The organism is Proteocatella sp. QWL-06, from assembly GCF_058684135.1.
Genome location: NZ_CM178755.1, coordinates 2,110,589 through 2,130,816, shown reverse-complemented (window position 1 = coordinate 2,130,816; position 20,228 = coordinate 2,110,589). Strand labels below are relative to the sequence as shown.

General features: G+C 45.0%; 21 protein-coding genes. 14 read left to right on the top strand and 7 right to left on the bottom strand.

All coding sequences use genetic code 11. The annotated features are described in order from the left end of the window. Nucleotides 1-13 precede the first annotated feature (13 nt). The 13 genes from AC4PGZ_RS10245 to AC4PGZ_RS10185 all read left to right on the top strand — a co-directional run bounded on the left by AC4PGZ_RS10245 (nucleotide 14) and on the right by AC4PGZ_RS10185 (nucleotide 10,615). Complete coding sequence (locus AC4PGZ_RS10245) at nucleotides 14-1,711, top strand: transporter substrate-binding domain-containing diguanylate cyclase (protein ID WP_492158525.1); 1,698 nt, start codon at nucleotides 14-16, stop codon at nucleotides 1,709-1,711. A 72-nt stretch (nucleotides 1,712-1,783) separates the two neighbouring features. Beyond that, nucleotides 1,784-2,167, top strand: a complete 384-nt coding sequence (locus tag AC4PGZ_RS10240) for a helix-turn-helix domain-containing protein (RefSeq protein ID WP_492158524.1) — start codon at nucleotides 1,784-1,786, stop codon at nucleotides 2,165-2,167. A 12-nt stretch (nucleotides 2,168-2,179) separates the two neighbouring features. Beyond that, nucleotides 2,180-2,539 carry a hypothetical protein gene (locus AC4PGZ_RS10235; RefSeq protein WP_492158523.1) on the top strand — a complete coding sequence of 120 codons (360 nt, stop codon included), beginning with the start codon at nucleotides 2,180-2,182 and terminating at the stop codon, nucleotides 2,537-2,539. 13 nt (nucleotides 2,540-2,552) lie between these two features. Further along, the gene (locus AC4PGZ_RS10230) at nucleotides 2,553-3,215 is read left to right on the top strand and encodes an ImmA/IrrE family metallo-endopeptidase (protein WP_492158522.1); all 663 of its coding nucleotides are present in this window, start codon (nucleotides 2,553-2,555) and stop codon (nucleotides 3,213-3,215) included. Nucleotides 3,216-3,347: 132 nt separating this feature from the next. Beyond that, on the top strand, nucleotides 3,348-3,905 hold the full coding sequence (locus AC4PGZ_RS10225; protein ID WP_492158521.1) for a sigma-70 family RNA polymerase sigma factor: 558 nt from the start codon (nucleotides 3,348-3,350) through the stop codon (nucleotides 3,903-3,905). A gap of 66 nt (nucleotides 3,906-3,971) precedes the next feature. Continuing rightward, nucleotides 3,972-4,673 (top strand): DUF6088 family protein, encoded by a 702-nt coding sequence (locus AC4PGZ_RS10220; protein ID WP_492158520.1) that lies wholly within the window; start codon nucleotides 3,972-3,974, stop codon nucleotides 4,671-4,673. Beyond that, nucleotides 4,657-5,130 (top strand): VanZ family protein, encoded by a 474-nt coding sequence (locus tag AC4PGZ_RS10215; protein ID WP_492158519.1) that lies wholly within the window; start codon nucleotides 4,657-4,659, stop codon nucleotides 5,128-5,130. Before AC4PGZ_RS10220 ends, AC4PGZ_RS10215 begins: the two co-directional genes overlap by 17 nt. Nucleotides 5,131-5,397: 267 nt before the next feature. Further along, nucleotides 5,398-5,571, top strand: a complete 174-nt coding sequence (locus AC4PGZ_RS10210; protein ID WP_492158518.1) for a hypothetical protein — start codon at nucleotides 5,398-5,400, stop codon at nucleotides 5,569-5,571. Between the two features lie 206 nt (nucleotides 5,572-5,777). Further along, nucleotides 5,778-6,140 carry a hypothetical protein gene (locus AC4PGZ_RS10205; RefSeq protein ID WP_492158517.1) on the top strand — a complete coding sequence of 121 codons (363 nt, stop codon included), beginning with the start codon at nucleotides 5,778-5,780 and terminating at the stop codon, nucleotides 6,138-6,140. 88 nt (nucleotides 6,141-6,228) lie between these two features. Beyond that, the gene (locus AC4PGZ_RS10200) at nucleotides 6,229-6,819 is read left to right on the top strand and encodes a DUF4230 domain-containing protein (RefSeq protein WP_492158516.1); all 591 of its coding nucleotides are present in this window, start codon (nucleotides 6,229-6,231) and stop codon (nucleotides 6,817-6,819) included. Nucleotides 6,820-6,823: 4 nt separating this feature from the next. Continuing rightward, nucleotides 6,824-7,639 (top strand): zinc transporter ZupT, encoded by an 816-nt coding sequence (zupT, locus tag AC4PGZ_RS10195; protein WP_492158515.1) that lies wholly within the window; start codon nucleotides 6,824-6,826, stop codon nucleotides 7,637-7,639. 39 nt (nucleotides 7,640-7,678) lie between these two features. After that, nucleotides 7,679-9,238: an EAL domain-containing protein gene (locus tag AC4PGZ_RS10190; RefSeq protein WP_492158514.1), complete on the top strand. Its 1,560-nt coding sequence runs from the start codon at nucleotides 7,679-7,681 to the stop codon at nucleotides 9,236-9,238. A gap of 171 nt (nucleotides 9,239-9,409) precedes the next feature. After that, the gene (locus tag AC4PGZ_RS10185; protein ID WP_492158513.1) at nucleotides 9,410-10,615 is read left to right on the top strand and encodes an ATP-binding protein; all 1,206 of its coding nucleotides are present in this window, start codon (nucleotides 9,410-9,412) and stop codon (nucleotides 10,613-10,615) included. 100 nt (nucleotides 10,616-10,715) lie between these two features. Here the strand turns inward: AC4PGZ_RS10185 and AC4PGZ_RS10180 are convergent, their stop codons facing one another. The 7 genes from AC4PGZ_RS10180 to AC4PGZ_RS10150 all read right to left on the bottom strand — a co-directional run bounded on the left by AC4PGZ_RS10180 (nucleotide 10,716) and on the right by AC4PGZ_RS10150 (nucleotide 17,470). Beyond that, on the bottom strand, nucleotides 10,716-10,946 hold the full coding sequence (locus AC4PGZ_RS10180; protein WP_492158512.1) for a DUF2922 domain-containing protein: 231 nt from the start codon (nucleotides 10,944-10,946) through the stop codon (nucleotides 10,716-10,718). Nucleotides 10,947-10,981: 35 nt separating this feature from the next. Then, on the bottom strand, nucleotides 10,982-11,194 hold the full coding sequence (locus tag AC4PGZ_RS10175; protein ID WP_492158511.1) for a DUF1659 domain-containing protein: 213 nt from the start codon (nucleotides 11,192-11,194) through the stop codon (nucleotides 10,982-10,984). Nucleotides 11,195-11,386: 192 nt separating this feature from the next. Then, the gene (locus tag AC4PGZ_RS10170; RefSeq protein WP_492158510.1) at nucleotides 11,387-12,127 is read right to left on the bottom strand and encodes an HAD family hydrolase; all 741 of its coding nucleotides are present in this window, start codon (nucleotides 12,125-12,127) and stop codon (nucleotides 11,387-11,389) included. 163 nt (nucleotides 12,128-12,290) lie between these two features. Further along, entirely contained in the window at nucleotides 12,291-13,511 is a 1,221-nt protein-coding gene (gene pepT / locus AC4PGZ_RS10165) for a peptidase T (protein WP_492158509.1), read from the bottom strand. A gap of 99 nt (nucleotides 13,512-13,610) precedes the next feature. Further along, nucleotides 13,611-15,119 (bottom strand): YfcC family protein, encoded by a 1,509-nt coding sequence (locus AC4PGZ_RS10160; protein ID WP_492158508.1) that lies wholly within the window; start codon nucleotides 15,117-15,119, stop codon nucleotides 13,611-13,613. A 39-nt stretch (nucleotides 15,120-15,158) separates the two neighbouring features. Next, nucleotides 15,159-16,496, bottom strand: coding sequence for a Sapep family Mn(2+)-dependent dipeptidase (locus AC4PGZ_RS10155; RefSeq protein WP_492158507.1), 1,338 nt, complete (start codon nucleotides 16,494-16,496; stop codon nucleotides 15,159-15,161). Nucleotides 16,497-16,798: 302 nt separating this feature from the next. Beyond that, nucleotides 16,799-17,470: a Crp/Fnr family transcriptional regulator gene (locus tag AC4PGZ_RS10150; protein WP_492158506.1), complete on the bottom strand. Its 672-nt coding sequence runs from the start codon at nucleotides 17,468-17,470 to the stop codon at nucleotides 16,799-16,801. Between the two features lie 362 nt (nucleotides 17,471-17,832). On the opposite strand from AC4PGZ_RS10150, the gene nrdJ reads away from it, so the two are divergent. Beyond that, nucleotides 17,833-20,184, top strand: coding sequence for a ribonucleoside-triphosphate reductase, adenosylcobalamin-dependent (nrdJ, locus tag AC4PGZ_RS10145; protein ID WP_492158505.1), 2,352 nt, complete (start codon nucleotides 17,833-17,835; stop codon nucleotides 20,182-20,184). The last annotated feature ends 44 nt before the right edge of the window (nucleotides 20,185-20,228 follow it).

Sequence of the window (20,228 nt, the reverse complement as noted above, 5' to 3'; positions counted from 1 at the left end):
GAAGCATAAACGGATGTTAAAGAGGATATTAAGGATATTGCTGCTTTCAATGCTTGTGGGCTTGCTCATTGCGGGGACTACCGTTTCGGCATATAGCGAGATATCTCTGACACAGGAGGAAAGAGATTATATTGAGGCTTCAGGAATCATAAAGGCGGTCTCTCTTGCCGGAGTGGCTCCGCTTCAGTATCTGAACAGCGAAGGCGAAGTTCGGGGAATTTCATGGAGGGTGCTCGAGGAGATTTCGGATATGACAGGGCTTGTATTTGAATACAGACTGTATGATACAGTCGAGGAAGGACTGGAGAGCGACGGAGACATATATTTTACGGCTACGAAAAGCTATGCTCCTGAGAACATGCATATGTCGGATGTATATTTGAAGACGGAGACGATTCTATACATGAATTCAAAGCTGGATGCTAATCAGCTGCATGATGAGATATATGCCGGGGTAAGAGGAGGTTCGTTGCCTGAGGGTGTGAGTGAGGAAAAAAGAGTAGACTACGACACCAGGGAGGACAGCCTTGACGCAGTGGAATCGGGAGAGGCAGGCTATGGATATGGAAATGCATACTCTGTGGCATTCTATACGCTCCAGAACAACTACAGGAATATAATAACTATTCCGAAGGGAAAAGACACGAGAGAGTACCATATTGGAATGATGAAGGACGATGAAGTGCTACTTTCCATAATAAACAAGGGCCTTGCCAACATCGACGAGCAGCAGATGCAGAACCTTATTCTGGACGTTACCTCTCATATAGAGCGGAAAGTAACGGTGAGAGCCATAATGGAATCATACGGTGCTCAGATAATCCTGGGAGCTTCTCTTATTATAGGTTTGCTTCTTTTTAGTGTGATATTCATTTTAAAGGCAAAGAATCGTCTGATGATAAACAACAGGAAATACGAGCTTCTGTCTCGCATATCAAATGAATATCTCTATGAGTATGATATAGCTTCGTGTGAGCTTATCATGTCCGAAGTACTCAGAGACCGGATAGATACTGCAAATCATGCGCAAGAGGTGCAGACAGCTTTCAGAAGCAGGGCTTTTGACAATAAGGAAGAGGAACAGCGAATAATAAGACTGCCGCTAATCAGCGGCGGGGAAGGCATATTCAAATCTATAAGCTCGGTAATCTATGACGGAGCGGGGAAGGCTCACTCAATAATAGGGAAACTGGTGGATATAAGCCAGGAGCATATGGAGAAAGAGATGCTTATTGCAAAATCGCAGATCGACGGACTGACGGGACTGTATAACGCAGACACGGTAAAAAGTCTGATTGCGGACCAGCTTGCCATGCAGGGAAGAGATGCTGCGGATGCCTTCATGCTTATTGACCTTGACAGATTTAAGGGCATAAATGACACTATGGGACATCTGGCAGGAGACAGGGTTCTGCAGAGCCTTAGTGAAGCCATAAGGAATACCTTCAGGGCAACCGATATAGCGGGGCGCATAGGTGGGGATGAGTTCTGTGTGTATATAAGAGATATTCCATCTCGGGATTTTATAGACGAGAAGGTCGCACGGCTTTGCAGGACGTTTTACGAGAATGATACAGGGATTTCGTACACCGCCAGCATCGGAATTACGCTCGCAGAGGGAAATGAATCATATGAAGAGATATTCGCGAGAGCAGATAAAGCTCTGTACAAGGCGAAGGCCAGAGGGCTGGGAATGATAGAATCTTCTTGACAGCCATATTGGCATGTGGTAAAGTGTACTCATGGAAGCATACACGCAGTTGTGATTGAAGGAGTGGTTTTTGTGAATCCCAACAGATTTGGAGATTTTGTAGTTGAAAAGAGAAAAAAAAGGGGCCTGAGCCTAAGGCGTATGGCAGACTTGCTGGAGCTTTCGCCTGCGTACTGGAGCGACATAGAAAAAGGCAGGAGAAATCCACCGGCGCTGCCAAAGCTCATGGAGATAGCTCAGCTGCTTGGCCTGTCTCAGGAAGAGACGGATTTCATGATAGACATTGCCTCTCAGGACAGGGACGAGATTCCCATGGATCTGCCGGATTATATCAAGGAAAGCGACCTTGCGAGGATCGCGCTCAGGAAGGCCCGCAAGAAGGGTGAGCAGGGCAGCAGCGAGGTAGCCGACAGGGCCTGGAAGGAATTCATCAGGGCTCTGGACGTGGATGAATAACAGGGGGTATTGATGCTCGAGATTTTGCTTAAGGACAGGTTTCATGCTCAGATACATGAGGCTGTAAGAGGTCATGTGAATGAAAAGCGCAGCGAGTACGACCTCACGAGAAGGGCCTTCTATGTGAGTGAGGCTCTTAGCGCAAACGTCAGCCGGGTGAGGATAATGAGAGCATCTGAGATCACTCAGGAGGACGATGAGGTATATTTCAAGCTTCTCGTGTCTGCCATGATAGAGATAGGGGACTGCTTTTATGGCACGGCAGTATCTGAGGATGTGGAGCAGTGGTTTCTCCTCAGCTGCAGCGCGAGGGTAAGATCTGCGGAGATAGCAGCATTTTGCGTAGACGAAATAAAAATATATAACAAATGAGGGGGAAATGCCTGTGAATCTCAGCAGCGACCTGGTACCTATAATATACAAGAAAGACATTGACTCCATTGCGGCCGGATTTCTGATGAAATACTTCCCGGAGGCGCTTGAAAAGCCTATGCCGCTTCCTGTGGAGGATATTGCCGAGCTCTCTATGGGTCTTGAAATCGATTATGTGAGCCTTGGTGAGTATAAGGACATACTTGGGATGATGATATTTTCTGACGGAGAGGTACAGGTCTATGACAGGGAAAAGGGCAGATACATAAGAAGGCATTACCGAAAAGGCAGCCTCCTTGTCGAAAGCAGCACCCTCGAGTTCAGGGGAAGGGACAGATTCACGATCGCGCATGAGATGATCCACTGGGAGCTTCATCAGCTGAGGTTCATGGCTGTCAATCCCGGAGACCAATCGGCGGCAAGGGCATGCAGATGCGGCGCACAGACACTCATGAGCCCAAGGACCTCGGAAGAGTGGATAGAGTGGCAGGCAGACAGCCTCGCTGCGGCTATACTCATGCCTGAAAACATGTTCAGAAAGAAGGCGCTCGAGCTGGGGGCTGTGGATAGAAACGCTCAGGAACCGGGCCTGATAGACTGCCTGGCAGGATGCTTTGGCGTGTCCAGAAAAGCGGCAAAGATAAGGATGAAGAACCTTGGCTTGTACCTTCTGTGATTCTCATGAGGGATGCTGATGCTTTTTATTTTTATTTTTCATATATTTTTATTTTTGATATATTCTGGTATGTGTTTTTTTAACTTTTATGTATGCAAACGTGCATACAAGCGAAGAAAAGGGAGGTATTTTATGGAAAATGGTCAGGGAAAGAAGTACGCGGTGGTGGAGATGCTCATGGCAAAGGCGAAATGCGGGGACAACGATGCGATGGCAGAGCTTATAGAAAGGATGGAGCCGCTCATAATCACGTGCTGCAGAAGGTATTTCGGGTATATGGATGAGGACCTGATGCAGATGGGCAGGATGAAGTGCATAATGCTGATCAGGGATTTTGATGTGGAGCGGGACATAAGGTTTCTCGGATACATGAAGAGCATGCTGTCCTATTATTTCTGGGATATAAAGAAGAAGGACATAAGGCTCACAGAAAACGAGACCTCTATGACGCAGGAAAATGAGAACTATGTCCAGGACAGGCCGGTGATAGAGATGGGCTACGGCTGGATAGAGATAGAGGACCTGCTGAACGGGCTCACGGAAAAGGAGAGGTATGTAGTCCTTGAGAACATAATAGGGCAGGAAAAGCTGGTAGACGTGGCAAAAAACCTCAGCATAAGCTATGACTACTCCAAAGACATAAAAAAGTCAGCCATTTCAAAGCTGAGAAAGGTAATTAAGTCAAGTTAAATTTAAAAAAACTTGACAATGGAATTCCGATATCTTAAGATGTAATAAAGAGAGGTGGTGAGAAGCATGAGCTATGCAAGTGTTATTATGGAAAGTATGAATAAGTATCCGGAACTTAGAATAATAGATACGAAAAAAATATACAAAGAGAAATTCAGCTACGTTCCAGAACCGGCATTTCACAAAGCTGTTTCGAGAATGACAAAAAACGGAGATATTCTTAGAATAGGGAAAGGCGTTTACTGCAAGCCCAAAAAGGGAAGGTTTGGAACTGTAGCATCAAGTGAAAGTGATATTCTTGAACATTATCTGGGGAAAGGCAAAAACAAGGGCGTGATTGTGGGATATAAGATGTATAACAGATACGGGCTTACTACACAGATATCAAAGACAGCAGAAGTATATTCAAAAGTTTCGCTTGAAGATAAAAAGACAGTAAAGAATGTACTTGTTCAAAGGATAAATCTGGACTTTAATGAAAAAACTATAAAGATGATTGAGCTCCTTGAAGTGCTTCAGAATTACAGGAGAATAGAAGATCTCAGCATTCACGCTGTTAAAGCCTTTATTGAGGATTCAGTCAGGTATTATGATAATGGCATTTTAAAGAAGCTTATGGATAAGATTGGATATAAGAAAAGTACTCTTGCTTCTCTCAAAAATGTACTTGATTTTTATAATATAGAGAATGACATATCACAGTATCTAAATGGGACCTCAAAATATAATCCGCTTAGGATGGAGGAGATTATTGATATTCAAAAATAAATATAATACGAATCAAGATAGAAAACTCAGGATAATCATCTCATGGGCGCTTGTCATCTCGTGGATGGCAGTCATATTCATGCTCTCATCACAGGTGGCAGAGCAGTCCAATGAGCTGAGCACAGGAATAACGCAGACGGTTATTGAAATTATCCAGAAGGCGACGCCACTTTGGGATATTGGTTCAGATCAGCTCAATCACATCCTCCGAAAAGGAGCCCATTTTACGGCATATATGATACTTGGAGCTCTTGTGATTAATGCCTTATACAAGAGCTTTGGAATCGGGAAAAGGCACATTTTTTGGGGTTTTATGATATGCGTAGTATATGCAGTCAGTGATGAAGTCCATCAGGCCTTTGTTCCGGGAAGAGGGCCGGCGCTGAAGGATGTCCTGATAGACAGTGCAGGGGCATTTACAGGGATTATTGGTATGATGAAATATTCAGGGCGATAATTTCGGTCACCCCCCAAGCTACCCCCCAAGCTACCCCCCAAGCTACCCCCCAAGCTGACCATGCAAGCTGACCATGCAAGCTACCTTGCAAGCTTGGATAGCTGACAGTGTAAATATGAGATAATAATAAAAAATATTGGGTATAAATAAATTAGTAAAATATTATAATGAATAATTCAAAGATACTGGAAAATTATATTATAATATGGTATACTTTGAAGGTATATATAAAATTTAGTGAGAAGTAGTATTAAGGGAGGGAATAATATGGCTACGTCATCTTTTAACAAAGATTTTACTTTAAATACCAAAAAGGCTGTAGAGTCATTTGAGAAAATTATCTCCACTCCTACAAATAGCCTAAAAATAAACAGAGAACTGGTATCGCCTGAAAAAGAAAGGCGAGGTGAACGCAAATTAAAACAAATGTTATCTCGCTAAAGCGATTAATAGAGATAAGTGATGAGGCAAGAACTCAAGAACTTATTTCTATTTTTGTTTGTAAAAAAGATCCGGATATTGAAGATTTTTTAAAATGTAAGGCAGTTTATTTCGAAAAACTTGGAAAAAGTAGAACATTTTTTATTTATGATGAAGATAAAGATAAATTTGAGATACTTGCGTATTATACGATTGCGATTCAGGTCTTGAAAATACCCGAAGATTTGATAACGGGAAGAAAGGCAAAAAAACTGGACGGGTTCAGCTCTAAAAGAAATGGCACTCCAATTACGGAGTTTCCATCGATATTGATTGGCCAAATCGGAAAAAATGAAATGTATGGCGAGACTATATCGGGATTAGAGATACTTAATTATTGCCTGGCCACTATTCTTGAAGGGCAGATAAGATTAGGCGGGAGAATAATTATGTTGGAGTGTAAAAATATACCATATCTGATTAGATTGTATGAAGATTTTGGTTTTAAACTATTAGAAAAAGATTATCAGGAAAATGAGTTGCTTCAGATGATAAGAATTTTAGATGAATATGAAATTATCGAGTCTTAAACCAAATAAATAATCAGAAAATTAAATATTGATTTACCATTGGCCTTCTGATAGTATTGAATCAGAAGGTTTTTTTGAAGGAGGAACTATGAGAAAGGCATTAAGGCAGCTTGCCGTCATAGCTGTTATTGCAGCAGTTGCTTCGGTATCGACTTTTCTTATGACTAGCAGGATATCTGAGCGGGAGGCTTTTTCGAGCTCGGGCGTCATTGAGCGGGTAAGGAGCATTTCGGAGCTGAACACGGTGGAGATGTATTTCAATGAGATAATAGACTTCAAGAATGCGAAATTCTTCAACAGCTTTGAGATTCCATTCACGCAGAAGTCGTTCATATTCACGGTAAAGGCAAGGGTGAAGGCGGGCATAGACCTGTCCTCGGTCAAGGAAGAGGATGTAGAGATTGATGGAAGAAGGCTTGTGCTGAGGCTTGACGAGCCGGTCATAACCTCGGGTGAGATTCTTTCCTACAAAGCCTATGATGAAAAGGACGGGCTTTTCAATGAGGTAACTACGGAGGATACCCTGAAGGCGCTTGAGCTTTTTGAGAAGGATCTCAGGAAGCAGGCGGCTGAAAACGGGATAATAGAAAAGGCAAAGGAAAATGCTGAGAAGACGATTGAGGGGATCTTCATGATGTCTGGATATGAGCAGGTAAAAATAGACTGGAGATGGAGGTGACGTTATGAGTTTTGAACTTAAGGATATTATATTTGCATTCAGCCTTACGCTGTTTGCGGGGCTTTCGACGGGAATAGGTTCGGCGCTGGCGTTTTATACGAAGCAGACGAATCACAAGTTTCTGTCTGCGGCGCTGGGTTTTTCGGCGGGGGTAATGATCTATGTATCGATGATAGAGATATTTCCAAAGGCCAGGGAGTCGCTTTCTGTCGCCTATGGAACAACTGCCGGCTACTGGATAACCACGATTGCTTTTTTCATGGGTATAGCGCTGATTGCCGCGATTGACAAGCTCGTGCCTGAGGGTGAGAACCCGCATGAGATACATGACGTGACGGAGCTTGAAAACGGAAAGAAGATAAATGAGAAGGAGCTGCTGAGGATGGGGATGTTCTCTGCGCTTGCTATTGCAATACACAACTTTCCCGAGGGGCTTGCTACCTTTGCGGGTGCGCTTCAGGATCCTACTATGGGTATAAGCATAGCCGTGGCTATTGCGATCCACAATATCCCTGAGGGGATAGCGGTCTCGGTTCCGATATATTTTGCAACGGGGGACAGGAAGAAGGCATTCAAAATGTCTTTCCTGTCAGGACTTTCGGAGCCGGTGGGAGCCATTGTGGGATTCTTCCTGCTGTATTATTTTGTAAGTGATTCATTATTTGGAGTGATTTTTGCGGCGGTTGCTGGGATAATGGTATATATATCGTTAGACGAGCTTCTTCCTACTGCCGAAAAGTATGGGGAGCACCATATCGCGATTTACGGACTCATCTCGGGAATGATGGTAATGTCTGTAAGTCTGCTGCTGTTTGCTTAGAAGGGGTTTTCAGGGGATAATACGAAGGGAGCCGTATTTGTGAAAATCATTGGATTTGGGAAGAAAAACAGTATTTTCTGGGGATACGCTCTGTCGCTGCTGAATGTCATGGTAGTATACCGTGGCGGCGGGACGACGAGCGTGTACCCTAATTTCAATTACATACCGATCGCCATAGTCGCTTCTACTTGCGGGAGAAAGGCTGGAGTCATTCACGCGCTGTTTACCGGGATACTTATGGGGCCGCTGATGCCGATTCATGTATCCTCATCTGTCATGCAGCCTATGGCCAGCTGGATGATGAGAGCCGGCATATATGTTACTATTGCATGGATCATAGGTTTTTTTGCCGAGCTCAATGAGCAGAGAGGCCGGGATATGGCGGACATGCTCTCACGGGATCAGGTGACGGGGTTTCTCAATGTAAACGCACTTAGGAGCGAAGAGCAGGTTTCTGTCGTGAGCACGGGGTTTGTAGCTATAACTGTCAGGGACTATGAGGCGGTAATGGGATTTTTCGGGCTGAGCTTCAGCGAGGACCTCGTGAAGGAATATGCGAGGGTGCTTGGGAAAGCGGTCGATGGCCTGGATGGCGTGAGCATATACCGCAATCATGGAATGGAGTTCGTGGTAAGGGTGGAGTCGGCATCCGATGAAAGGATGAAGGCTGTATGCGACAGGCTGGAATCCATACACGGGAGCACTATAATAATCGATGATGTCCCGCTCTATATTGAGAGCAGGATGGGAGTATCGGTCGCAAAGGATTACATAACGCTTGAGATGGGGCTGAGATCTGCGCTTCTGGCGCTGCGAAAGGCAGTATCTTCAAATCATATGATGCATAAGTATGATGAGAAGGACGAGGAGGCATACAATATTCTCACCAGCACTGCCTCGCGTTTTTCGGCGGCACTTAGAGATGGCCATATAAAGGTGGCGTTTCAGGAGATAGTGAGTACATCGGGAGGAAAGAGCGGCTATGAGCTGCTTGCCAGATGGATAAATGGTAAGGAGATAATACCGCCGGGCAAGTTTATTCCTGTCATTGAGAGGTCGGATCTTATAAACGAGCTGACAAGGCTCATGATAAGAACGGCGGCGGATTTTATTGAAGAGAGAGGGTCTGATCTTGATTTTGTGTCCATGAATTTCTCGGTGAACAGCCTTAGCATACACAACATAATGTATATGGATGAAATCGTGAGAGAAAGAGGCATAGATCCCCGCCTGCTGGTCATTGAGATCACGGAGGAGGTATTTGCGCAGACGGATGAGATAGCATTGATACTCAGATCAGCTTCTGAGAGGGGATACCGCATAGCAGTGGATGATTTTGGCTCGGGATATTCTTCGTACAGGTATATCGATCTCTTCCCTATAGATATAATAAAGATGGACAGGGATATAGTGATACACATGGACAGCAGCGAGAAGACGAGAAACATAGTAAGGAGCATAGTTCATCTCAGCCGTGAGAACGGCATGGTCACTGTAGCCGAGGGGATTGAGACGCAGACTCTTGCAGATGAATGCAAAGCATATGGATTTGATTTTCTTCAGGGATTTCTGTATCACAGGCCTGAAATAATAGAGTAAAATAATTCAATAGACTAAGACAATTCGCCTGAGCTTTCAGGCGTTTTTTTGTTGCCGAGTTTTACGGTTATATCTGAAAAAAATTTAAAAAAATGTATTTTTGCGGTTATAACCGTAAAACTATTGAAATTATTTTTTTTTTGGGTTATACTCGGAAAAAGGAGGTATTTTATGAAGAACAGAGATGTGTATCTGAAGCAGCTGATAAGCTTCAGGGATAAACCGCTCATAAAGGTCATAACGGGCATAAGGCGCTGCGGCAAGTCTACTCTGCTTTCTCTTTTTGAGAAGCATCTTATCGAGGATGGGGTACCCCGGGAAAGAATAATCAGGATGAATTTTGAATCCTTTGAGTTTGATGATATATCGGACTACAGGGAGCTGCACGCATATATAAAGGAACGTATCACGGATAAGAATATAAGGCATTATATACTGCTTGATGAAGTCCAGCAGGTGCACTCATGGGAAAAGGTGATAAATTCCTTTCTCGTGGATGCTGATGTGGACATATATATAACGGGCTCAAATGCATACCTGCTGTCTTCTGAGCTTTCGACTCTGATATCGGGAAGGTATGTGGAAATAAAGATGCAGCCGCTTTCGTTCAGGGAATATTTGGATTTTACTGAATATGATGGCTCTGCAGATGTGAATGAGGTGTTCAGTCAGTACCTCAGATATGGTGGACTTCCTACTGTCGCAGTGCTTCTGGATAACCCGGAGATGGTAGGCCCTTTTCTTGAAGGGATTTACAATACGGTCCTGATGAAGGATGTGATTGAGCGAAATGGGGTGCGGGATGCAGCCCTGCTTGAGAGCATACTCAAATTCATAGCGGCAAATACTGGCAGCGCAGTATCGACAAAGAAGATAAGTGATTATCTGACAAGCAGCGGAAGGAAGACGTCGGGCGAAACTATAGACAATTATCTGAAGATGCTTGAAAATGCATTCATAATATACCGTGCCAGCAGGTATGATCTTAAGGGCAAGATGTTTCTGAAAACGCTGGAGAAATTCTATATAGCTGACATCGGGATAAGGAATCAGCTAACGGGGCTTCGAAACACGGATTATGGACATGTGCTGGAAAATGTGGTGTATCTTGAGCTGCTCAGGAGAGGCTATAAGGTCACTGTAGGAAAGATAGGAAATCTGGAGGTGGACTTTGTCGCTGAAAAGCTGGATGAGAAGATATATTATCAGGTATCGGCTACTATAATGGATGAGAACACTAGGGCGAGGGAGCTGAGGTCTCTAGAGGCTGTATCTGACAATTATCCCAAGTATATCCTCACGATGGACCGCCATCTGTATGATGACTTTGGCGGGATAAGGATAAAGAATATAATAGATTTTCTGCTGGACATATAAAAAGCATGAATCTCCTGTTTTTGGGGTTCATGCTAAGGCAAAAAAATGCTGCCGGAGTTAATTCTCCTGCAGCATTTTTGATGGGTGAATGATATTTAAATTACAGGTTCGTATTCACGTCTGTCTTTGTGACTTCCTGCAGATATGCCTTTTCAAAGCTCGCAAGCTCTGAAAGATCCTTGAACACGATGATCCTGTTGGTGATCATGTAGTTGGCGAGTGCAAGCACGTCTGCGCCTGCTATATCGTCCTTTGGATATGGCACTGTGAATGACCATGCGTTTCCTGTGCTTTTCTTAAAGCTCAGTACCAGGTTTTTTTCTGTATCCATTATTTTACCTCCTTTCCCTTATTTTTCAGACTGCTTTACGCTGTCAGTATCTCGGAGTCGATTCTGCTTACCGATGCGCCGTGCTCCTGCAGGAGCAGCATTGCCTCTGCAAATCCGTATACATTCTCATCTGTGGCTTCCATGTTAATGTTTGCGATGGTACGGGATTTTGTTATCTCTTCTGTCCCATCTGTCCCTGTGACGTATATCATCTTGAGGGCGCTTGCCAGCTTTGTTGAAGTTGCCATATTGTTTTCACCTCCTTTCGCTCTGTCTTACACTCATACATATGCGGGGAGGTGCTGAAAAAGGGGGGAGAAGACTGAAAAATTTCCGAAGGGGTAGCTTTTCGGACGAAGAAATGCCCCGGGCACAGCAGATTTTCTGCTGATTCCGAGGCAATGTATATCCTTATATATTCAGATATATTCTCTGGGGGGTTAGAGTGTTTCTTCTGTTATGTCTACGTCTGGATCTACCTTGTAGATGACGTCTTTTCTTTCTACTATTATCTGTACTTTTTTTCTGAGCATCTCGTCGTTTCGGATGTTCTCTATTAGCTCCTTTGCCGGGTTGATGGCATATGGATGGCCTACGCTCATCATCATGCTTATGTCGCCGTTGGTGTCTCCGTAGGCATAGCTGTGCTTCATGTCTATATCATAGATGTTCACGAGCTCGTTTATGGCGTTCTGCTTGCTCACTGAGTCCCACATAGGGATTATCTTTCCTGTGAATATGCCTCTTGAGAATACATAGGTGCTTCCTCTGTATACGTCCGCCTTCCAGACCTTGGCCATCTGCCTCACGAGAAAGTCGGGGCTTCCTGATATGAATATGACCATGTGGCCTTTTTTCCTGTGCTGCTCTATGCGGCTTCTGGTGAATTTGTACACCTCATCCGCACGGTTCTGGATGACGTGGCGCGCTGCAAACATTACGTCGGAGTAGGAAATCCCTTTGAGTGATTCTTCGTATGCCGAGGATATGCTTTCCAGATATGTGTCGTAGTCGAGCCTTCTTTTTTTGTAGGCTTCTCTTGAAAGATGGACCTGTGTATGCCACTTGCTGTCATCGATTATCTGAAAGTCCTGAAGCTTCATGAAGTGAGCCACCATGAGCGAATCTCTGAAGATGGTCCCGTCGATGTCGAAAAAGGCTGCGATTTTTTTGTTTTCCATAAGCACCTCCGATTTGTGTTTTCCTGTAGTTTTCCTTATTGTACCACATTATTTTTAGTTTTTGAACAAATATATGTCACATATATTGACATGTGGATAATTTTGTGGATACTGTGGATAACCTTATGGATAACTGGGAGCTGCCTGTGTATTTGCTGTGGTTTTATTGTGCGTAAGATTTCAGGATCTCTATAACCGTTGCAATTGCTTTGTTCATGGACTGAACTGAGACTGCCTCGTATCTTCCATGGTAGTTGAATCCGCCTGTGAAGATGTTTGGAGTAGGTAGTCCCTTGTATGAAAGGGCTGCTCCGTCTGTGCCTCCTCTGATGGCTTTTACTATAGGTTTCACGCCTGTCTTTTCCATGGCTGCAACTGCGGAGTCCACTATGTGCATGACTGGCAGTATGTGCTCTCTCATGTTGAAGTAGCTGTCCTTTATCTCTATCTCTGCCGTTCCCTCACCGTATTTCTCGTTTATGAATGCGGCTGCCTTTGTCATGAATTCTTTTCTTGCGGTAAATTTTTCCATGTCGTGGTCCCTGATTATATATTCAAGGGTAGTGAGTTCTACGGTTCCGCCGGCCTCGTCAAGGTGGTAGAAGCCTTCGTAGCCTTCTGTGTACTGAGGCACGTCAAACACAGGAAGCAGGGCGTTGAACTCCATCGCTATAAGGAGCGAGTTCTTCATCTTGTGCTTTGCTGAGCCCGGGTGTATGTTTGTTCCGTGGATCTTCACTACGGCTGAGGCTGCGTTGAAGTTTTCGTACTCGATCTCTCCTTCAAAGCTCCCGTCAAGCGTGTATGCAAAGTCTGCGCCGAATTTTTCGAGGTCGAATTTCTCGGTTCCTCTTCCTACTTCTTCGTCTGGAGTGAAGCAGATCTTTATGTCGCCGTGCTTTACGTCTGGGTTGTCTATGAAGTATTTCGCGACTTCCAGGATTTCTGCGATTCCGGCCTTGTTGTCTGCTCCGAGCAGGGTAGTGCCGTCTGTGGTTATCAGGGTATGGCCCTTGAAGTCTGCAAGGTAAGGGAAGTCTGATACCTTCATCACTATATTGAGGTCCTTGTTAAGCACTATGTCGCTTCCGTCGTAGTCCTCTATTATCTGGGGCTTCACGTTTTCTCCTGAGAATTCAGGGCTCGTGTCCATGTGGGCTATCAGTCCTATGGCTGGAGCGTTCTCTGCATTTCCCGGGATGCTTCCCATCACGTAGCAGTTCTCGTCAAGCGATGCGTCCTTTACGCCGATTTCCTTAAGGTCTTCTACAAGAATTTTTGCAAGATCGAACTGGATCTGAGTAGATGGCAGTGTCTCTGATTTTGGGTCTGAAATAGTGTTTACCTTTACGTATTTCAGAAGTCTTGATGTTACATTGTCCATTTGATTGCCTCCTTGAGTTTATTCTGCAAAAGCTGAGCCTCATTAGGAAGCACAGCTTTTGATTTCAGATTTATTTATATTTTAATCGCTTTTTCAGTTTTATACAAGGGCCTGCACGGTAAGCATTATCGCTGCGAACACTCCGATGATTCCCATAAGCGGCATTATGAACTTGAGCCACTTGTCGTATGTTACGTCAACCATTGAAAGCGTAACGAGTATGAGTCCTGTAGGCGTGATGAATGCCATCAGTCCCTGTCCGTACTGGTATGCGCTCACTACTACTTCTCTAGGGATTCCCACTGTGTCTGCAAGCGGCGCCATGATTGGCATTGAAAGCACTGCAAGCCCTGATGATGATGGTATGAAGAATCCAAGCACTGAGAATACGAGCAGCATTATTATAGCGAATATTCCGCCGTTCATGCCGTCTACCAGCTGAGTCGTAGAGTAAAGTATAGAGTCTGAGATGAGTCCGTTGTCCATGATAAGGTTTACGGCTCTTGCAACTCCGATTGTAAGGGCAACTCCAACAAGGTCTGCTGCTCCTGCTACGAAGTGGTTTACCGCGTCCTTCTCACCGAGGCCTGAAAGTATTCCCATGAGGACACCCACTACAAGGAACAGCGCAGTCATTTCCATGAACCACCAGCCCTGTGATGAAACTCCCCAGATCATTACTCCAAATGCTGCAGTGAATATTGTGAGCATTGCTTTTCTTCTGAAAGTAAACTCTGGAACTTCTTTGTTCGCATGAAGGAATCTGCTCTCGATCTCAGCCTTCTGTGAGTATATAAGTGATGCTTCTGGATTTTTCTTGATTTTTTCTGCGTATCTTATGATGTATGCTACTGTAATTATAGTCGCTATAACAAGTCCTATCAGCCTGAATGCAAGTCCGTTTGTGAATGCTATTCCGGCTGCGTTTGATGCGATTACTGATGAGAATGGGTTTACGGTAGAGAACATAGTACCTATCGATGATCCCATGTAAAGCGCTGCGATACATACGATGGCGTCATATCCTGCTATCATGAATACCGGAACGAGTATAGGGTAGAGGGCTATGGTCTCCTCTGCGAGTCCGAATGTTGTTCCTCCAAGCGCTATAAGGAATGTAACGATAACTATCAGAAGGTATTCTCTTCCTCTTGTCGCACGTGAAAGTGCTGCAAATCCTGCATCAAATGCTCCGCTGTTATTCAGTATTCCTATGATTCCGCCTATTACGAATACGAACATTATGATGTCGATAGTTTCATATACTCCATTTATCGGAGCCTGGATGATTTCCATGATTCCCTGTGGGTTGCTTTCGATTTCCTCGTATGATCCAGGGATAGCTACCGGCTTGTAGATGCTGCCGTCTGTGAATTTTTCAACGTCTACCTTGATTCCGAGCTCATCGAGAGTTGCCTGAGTCGCAGGCATTTCCTGCTCTGATCCGTCTGGCATTGTTATTGCAAAGTTTGTGGTCTCTTCATTGTAGAGCAGCTTTGCGTATGATCCTGCCGGTACAGTGTGTGTAAGTATTGCGGCAAATACAAGTACTATGAACAGTACGGTATATGCCGTAGGAAAGCTTCTTTTTTTCTTGTTCTTGCTCATTTTGATCCTCCTGTGTATGTTTGGGTATTTTGCGCTGCCCTACATTGAGAGCAGCTTTTGGAATGCCACTGAATATACTTCCATTGCGGTTTTGAGGTCCTCTATTGTCGCATATTCGTTTGGCTGGTGCTCTGTCTCCTCGCTGTGCGGGAAAGCAGCTCCAAAGGCTACGCAGTTGTCTATGGCTCTTGCGTAGGTCGCTCCTCCTGATGATATTGGCTCGCTCTTGAGGTCTCCGGTTACTTCCTGATATGCATCCATGAGGGATTTTACCAGTGGGGAGTCGAGCGGGGTGTATATCGATCTGAGGTAGTCGTTTTCTGATATCTCAAAGCCGTGTATAGCTGCGGCTGATGTCAGCTTTTCCATTACGAATTCCTTGCTTACGCTTACCGGGATTCGCATGTCGATGTTTAGCACTTCTTTTTCGCTGTCCATGCTTATCTTTCCTATGTTGAATTTGAGCGCTCCGGACATCTCGTCTGTGCATTCGCCGAATATTTTCTTTGCGAGGGCGTCTTCGTTTATGAATTCTGTAACGAAGCTGCTGCAGGCTGTCTTCATGCCGGCTCTGTCCATTGCCATGAGAAGGCGGCTGATCGCATTTATTCCTTTGTCTGCGTCCTTTGCGTGCGCAGAGTGGCCTGTTACTGTAAGGCTTACTGCTTCTTTCTTGTACTCGAATCCGAGGCTGTCAAGCGCGGATGCGAGCTCATCTGATTTTTCTGAGCTGTAAGTTATGGATGACGGCACGGAGTTGTAAGCGTCTCCTCCTGAGAGGGTTATGCCTGAAACTGCCTTTGCGGTGAGGTCTACCTGGAGCAGGCCTTTTTCTGCGAATATGAGCGGGAAGTTGGCATCCGGAGTGAAGCCGTAGTCAGGTATCTGCTCGAGCTCGTTGTATCTGTTGATGCATCTCCAGAGGTTTTCTTCGTCTGTGCCGAATATGAATCTTACCTTCTTGTCTGTCTTTATTCCGCTGTCCACTGCGGCCTTGAAGGCATACATCGCAGTCAGGGTAGGTCCCTTGTCGTCCTGGACTCCTCTTCCGTATACTCTGCCGTCTTTTACGGTTACTTCAAACGGAGGGTTGTCCCAGTGCTTTACGTCTCCTGACGGAACCACGTCCAGGTGGCCGAGGACTCCTATCATGGTCTCGCCGCTGCCGTAGTCTGCGTAGCCGTAGTATCCCTGTGGGTCGTAGTAGGTCTTGAATCCCATTTTTTCTGCTATGGCAAGCATTTCCCTGAGGGCCATGTCGATCTTTTCTCCAAATGGATACGGGCTGTCATCCTTTGCGTATACGCTCTCTATGCTGACGAGCCTCTGCAGGTCGCTCATGAAATCTTCGAAGTTTGCTTCTATTATATTTTTCATTTTTTCTCCTTTCATAGATGATCGGGATAGTATCAGTTCATTATATATGTAGATACCCCTGTATCATTTTGTATATTCTATCTCAATGAAAAGGTTTTTTCTGTAGTGCAGGCTACAAATTGTGATAAATTATCAAAATTTGTCATAAATTAGAATTATTTAATTAAATTGAACAAATAGCTGATAAGTATGGCCGTGAGGGGCAGATACTCTGATTTTCTGCGCAAAAAAATGACCGGAGCTCCGGTCACTGCATTTTGGCATTATTGGCATTAGTTGATATGAGGCACAGCCGCCCATTCTCAGACGAGGATGTTGGTCATCTTCCTGAGGGTGTCTATGTCCTTTATTATTATCTTCCTGTTTTCGATGTCTATGAGGCCTCTGTCTCTGAACTGGTTCATGGTGTTCGTGACGGTGATGCGGTTGAGGCCGAGGCGGTTGGCGATCTCCTCGTGGGTGAGGATTATGCTTATCCTGCTCTTGTCCTCGCTGTCCTCGGTGTAGTATAGCCGAACTAGAAAGTCTGCGAGCCTTCCTGTGGAGTCGTTGAAGTGAAAGCTTGCGAGCTCTGACATGACAGCGCGGTACTTGCGGATTATGCTTATAAGGAAGTAGTGATATATCTGGGGATCCTCTCTCAGCTTGGATTCGACAAATCTGCGGTTTACCACGGAGATGGAGCCCTTTGTCACGGCTTTGTTCACTGCGAAGGTGCTCGACTGGTCAAAGAAGGCCATCTCTCCGAAGATGTTTCCTTTTACTACGCGGAAGAATATGATCTCGTCGCCTTCCTTTGAGTGCATTATCTGGTTGAGCTCTCCCTCGAGGAGTATGTATATGGATTCGAAATCTTCCTGCTTTATGATCTCGCCTTTTTTGAAATTTATGAGCTTTCCGTGTGAAGCCAGGTTCTTGAGAAAGAAATCGTCCATCTTCTTCTGGACTTCCTGGTCGAATATGTGTTCGTACATCCTGCGGCTCCTTTCCTTATTCTGTTTTTAATGTATGATGATGTTGTCTGTCTGAGGATATTATACCACATATATAAGGCGCGGAATTCAAAATAAAATATTGGGGATATCCATATTGACATGTGGATAGAATTGTGGGTATTGTGGATAACTTCTTGATAAGATGTTGACAATTTAATTAAAAACTGTGGGTAAGGACATGCTTCCTGTACATAAAAATGGGATAAGTCCTGTACATGCTGGAAACAGTGGGTTATACAATATGTTGTATTTTGGGCTCAAAAAGGCTTTTAAAACACTATATATTGTGGTATAATTTGTCCAATGAGATTGAAGAAATATATGTTCACAGAAAGGGCCGTATGAATATGAAGGTAGAAAAAAGAAACAAGTCGCTCGTTGACTTTGATGCGTCAAAGATAAAGAGAGCTATTGAAAAGGCTATGGCTGAGACCATAGATGGGGTGGACTCGGTGCTGTCTGAGGAGATAGCCCACAAGATTGAGGTCGCTTTTGAAAAGGAAAAGGACATCATACACATTGAGCAGATACAGGACATGGTGGAGATGCTTCTTATGGATTCCATAAGAAAGGATGTTGCCAAGAGATATATCATATACAGAGCTGAGAGAGACAGGGCAAGGATCAACAAGAAGGAAGAGGACTCGCATCTGAGCGAGGAGTTCATAAGCCAGTACAAGCACAGCATAGCTCCTATGGGCGAGCTGGGAAGCTTTGTGTTCTACCGTACTTATTCGAGATTCATGAACAATGAGGGCAGAAGGGAATACTGGCATGAGACTGTAAAGAGGGCTGTGGAGTACAATACTTCGATAGCGCCGACTACTAAGGAAGAGGCTGAGCAGCTTTATGACAACGTGTTCAACCTGAGACAGTTCCTTTCAGGAAGGACCTTCTGGATAGGAAACACTGACGTGAGCAGAAATTATCCGCTTGCGAACTTCAACTGCGCCTTTGAGGTGATAGATTCGTTCAAGTCCTTCAAGGACCTGTTCTATCTGCTCATGCTCGGATGCGGGGTAGGCGTGAGGGTGCTCGATGAGGATGTTGCGGGTATGTCCAAGGTAAGGACTGACTACAACATAATCCATCAGGACTACACTCCAAAGCCAAGGATGGAAAGAATGGAAAATACTTCGCTCAACTTCTTTGCGGATGACAGCTGCGAGATCGTTGTTGGAGATTCGAAGGAAGGCTGGATAGAGTCGCTTTCGTTCTATTTTGAGCTGATAACGGAGCATAACTACAGAGGAATCAAGAACATTTTCATAGATTATTCAAATGTAAGGGAAAAAGGCGAGAGGCTCAGAAAGTTCGGCGGAACGGCGAGCGGCCATGAGAGCCTCAAGAGCATGTTCAGGAAGATAGACAGGGTCATCAAGAAGAGGGCGCTGAGCATAAGCCAGAAGAAGGTAAGGCTTACTTCTGTGGACTGCATGGACATTGCTAACATAATAGGAGAGAATGTCGTGGTAGGCGGGGTAAGACGTACTGCCGAGATGGTTATAATCGACCAGAACGACAAGGAAGCTATAAACGCTAAATCCGAGCTGTACACATTTGAGAACAACAAGTGGCAGATCAATCAGGATATAGCGCACAGACAGATGAGCAACAACTCTATATACTTCACGAGCAAGCCGTCGAGAAAAGAGCTTCACCTTCAGCTTGAGCGTATGAGATATTCAGGAGAGCCTGGATTCATAAACCACGATGCGGCGTCAAAGAGAAGAGACAACATGAAGGGCGTAAACCCTTGCGGCGAAATCCTTCTGGATTCAAAGGGCGTGTGCAACCTTACTACGGTAAACGTGATGGCCTTCGTTCAGGACGGCAAGCTTGACAGAGAGGGACTGCTCAAGGCGCAGAGGCTTTCTGCAAGAGCCGGATACAGGATGACTATGCTGGAGCTCGAGCTTCCTGAGTGGGACAAGACTCAGAAGAGGGACCGCCTCCTTGGATGCTCGCTGACTGGATGGCAGGACATGGTAAACCAGCTTAAGCTGAGCAAAGCTGACGAGGCTGAGCTTCTAAGAGACATGAGACAGGCGGCAAGAGAGGCTGCGGATGAGTATGCGAGAGAGCTCGGACAGAACGCGCCGCTGCTTGTTACTACTGTAAAGCCTGAGGGAACTCTTTCTCAGCTCCCTACGGTATCTAGCGGGGTTCACTATTCGCACTCGCCGTATTTCGTGAGAAGGGTAAGGATTTCTTCGAGCGATCCGCTGCTTAAGGTATGCGAGGAGCTTGGATATCCGGTATTCCCTGAGGTTGGCCAGGACATGGAGACTGCTTCGACAAAGGTCGTGGAATTCCCTGTAAAGGCACCGGAGGGAAGGACCAAGTTTGACGTGACGGCAGTGGAGCAGCTTGAAAACTACCTGATGTTCATGGAAAACTATGTCGATCACAACTGTTCTATTACGGTTCACGTAAGAGAGAACGAGTGGGAAGAGGTTGAGGAATACGTGTGGAAGCACTGGGACAAGATAGTTGCGGTATCATTCATTCCGCTTAACGATGCGTTCTACGAGCTCCTTCCATATGAGGCTATCACTGAGCAGGAATATCATGACAGAAAGGCTGCGATGAAGCCGTTCATACCATCTCTGATAAGCAAGTACGAGACTAGAGAAGAGGAATACGAGCTAGAAAATGATGGCTGTGAGAGCGGAATCTGCCCTGTAAGATAGATTTTGGTGAAACATAGAAAATTATTTACGGCGACTCATATTTG

Coding starts and splice junctions, on each gene's coding strand:
- AC4PGZ_RS10245 (WP_492158525.1), top strand. CDS start 14: ATGTTAAAGAGGATATTAAGGATATTGCTGCTTTCAATGCTTGTGGGC.
- AC4PGZ_RS10235 (WP_492158523.1), top strand. CDS start 2,180: ATGCTCGAGATTTTGCTTAAGGACAGGTTTCATGCTCAGATACATGAG.
- AC4PGZ_RS10225 (WP_492158521.1), top strand. CDS start 3,348: ATGGAAAATGGTCAGGGAAAGAAGTACGCGGTGGTGGAGATGCTCATG.
- AC4PGZ_RS10220 (WP_492158520.1), top strand. CDS start 3,972: ATGAGCTATGCAAGTGTTATTATGGAAAGTATGAATAAGTATCCGGAA.
- AC4PGZ_RS10210 (WP_492158518.1), top strand. CDS start 5,398: ATGGCTACGTCATCTTTTAACAAAGATTTTACTTTAAATACCAAAAAG.
- AC4PGZ_RS10200 (WP_492158516.1), top strand. CDS start 6,229: ATGAGAAAGGCATTAAGGCAGCTTGCCGTCATAGCTGTTATTGCAGCA.
- zupT (WP_492158515.1), top strand. CDS start 6,824: ATGAGTTTTGAACTTAAGGATATTATATTTGCATTCAGCCTTACGCTG.
- AC4PGZ_RS10185 (WP_492158513.1), top strand. CDS start 9,410: ATGAAGAACAGAGATGTGTATCTGAAGCAGCTGATAAGCTTCAGGGAT.
- AC4PGZ_RS10180 (WP_492158512.1), bottom strand. CDS start 10,946: ATGGATACAGAAAAAAACCTGGTACTGAGCTTTAAGAAAAGCACAGGA.
- AC4PGZ_RS10175 (WP_492158511.1), bottom strand. CDS start 11,194: ATGGCAACTTCAACAAAGCTGGCAAGCGCCCTCAAGATGATATACGTC.
- AC4PGZ_RS10170 (WP_492158510.1), bottom strand. CDS start 12,127: ATGGAAAACAAAAAAATCGCAGCCTTTTTCGACATCGACGGGACCATC.
- pepT (WP_492158509.1), bottom strand. CDS start 13,511: ATGGACAATGTAACATCAAGACTTCTGAAATACGTAAAGGTAAACACT.
- AC4PGZ_RS10160 (WP_492158508.1), bottom strand. CDS start 15,119: ATGAGCAAGAACAAGAAAAAAAGAAGCTTTCCTACGGCATATACCGTA.
- AC4PGZ_RS10155 (WP_492158507.1), bottom strand. CDS start 16,496: ATGAAAAATATAATAGAAGCAAACTTCGAAGATTTCATGAGCGACCTG.
- AC4PGZ_RS10150 (WP_492158506.1), bottom strand. CDS start 17,470: ATGTACGAACACATATTCGACCAGGAAGTCCAGAAGAAGATGGACGAT.
- nrdJ (WP_492158505.1), top strand. CDS start 17,833: ATGAATATGAAGGTAGAAAAAAGAAACAAGTCGCTCGTTGACTTTGAT.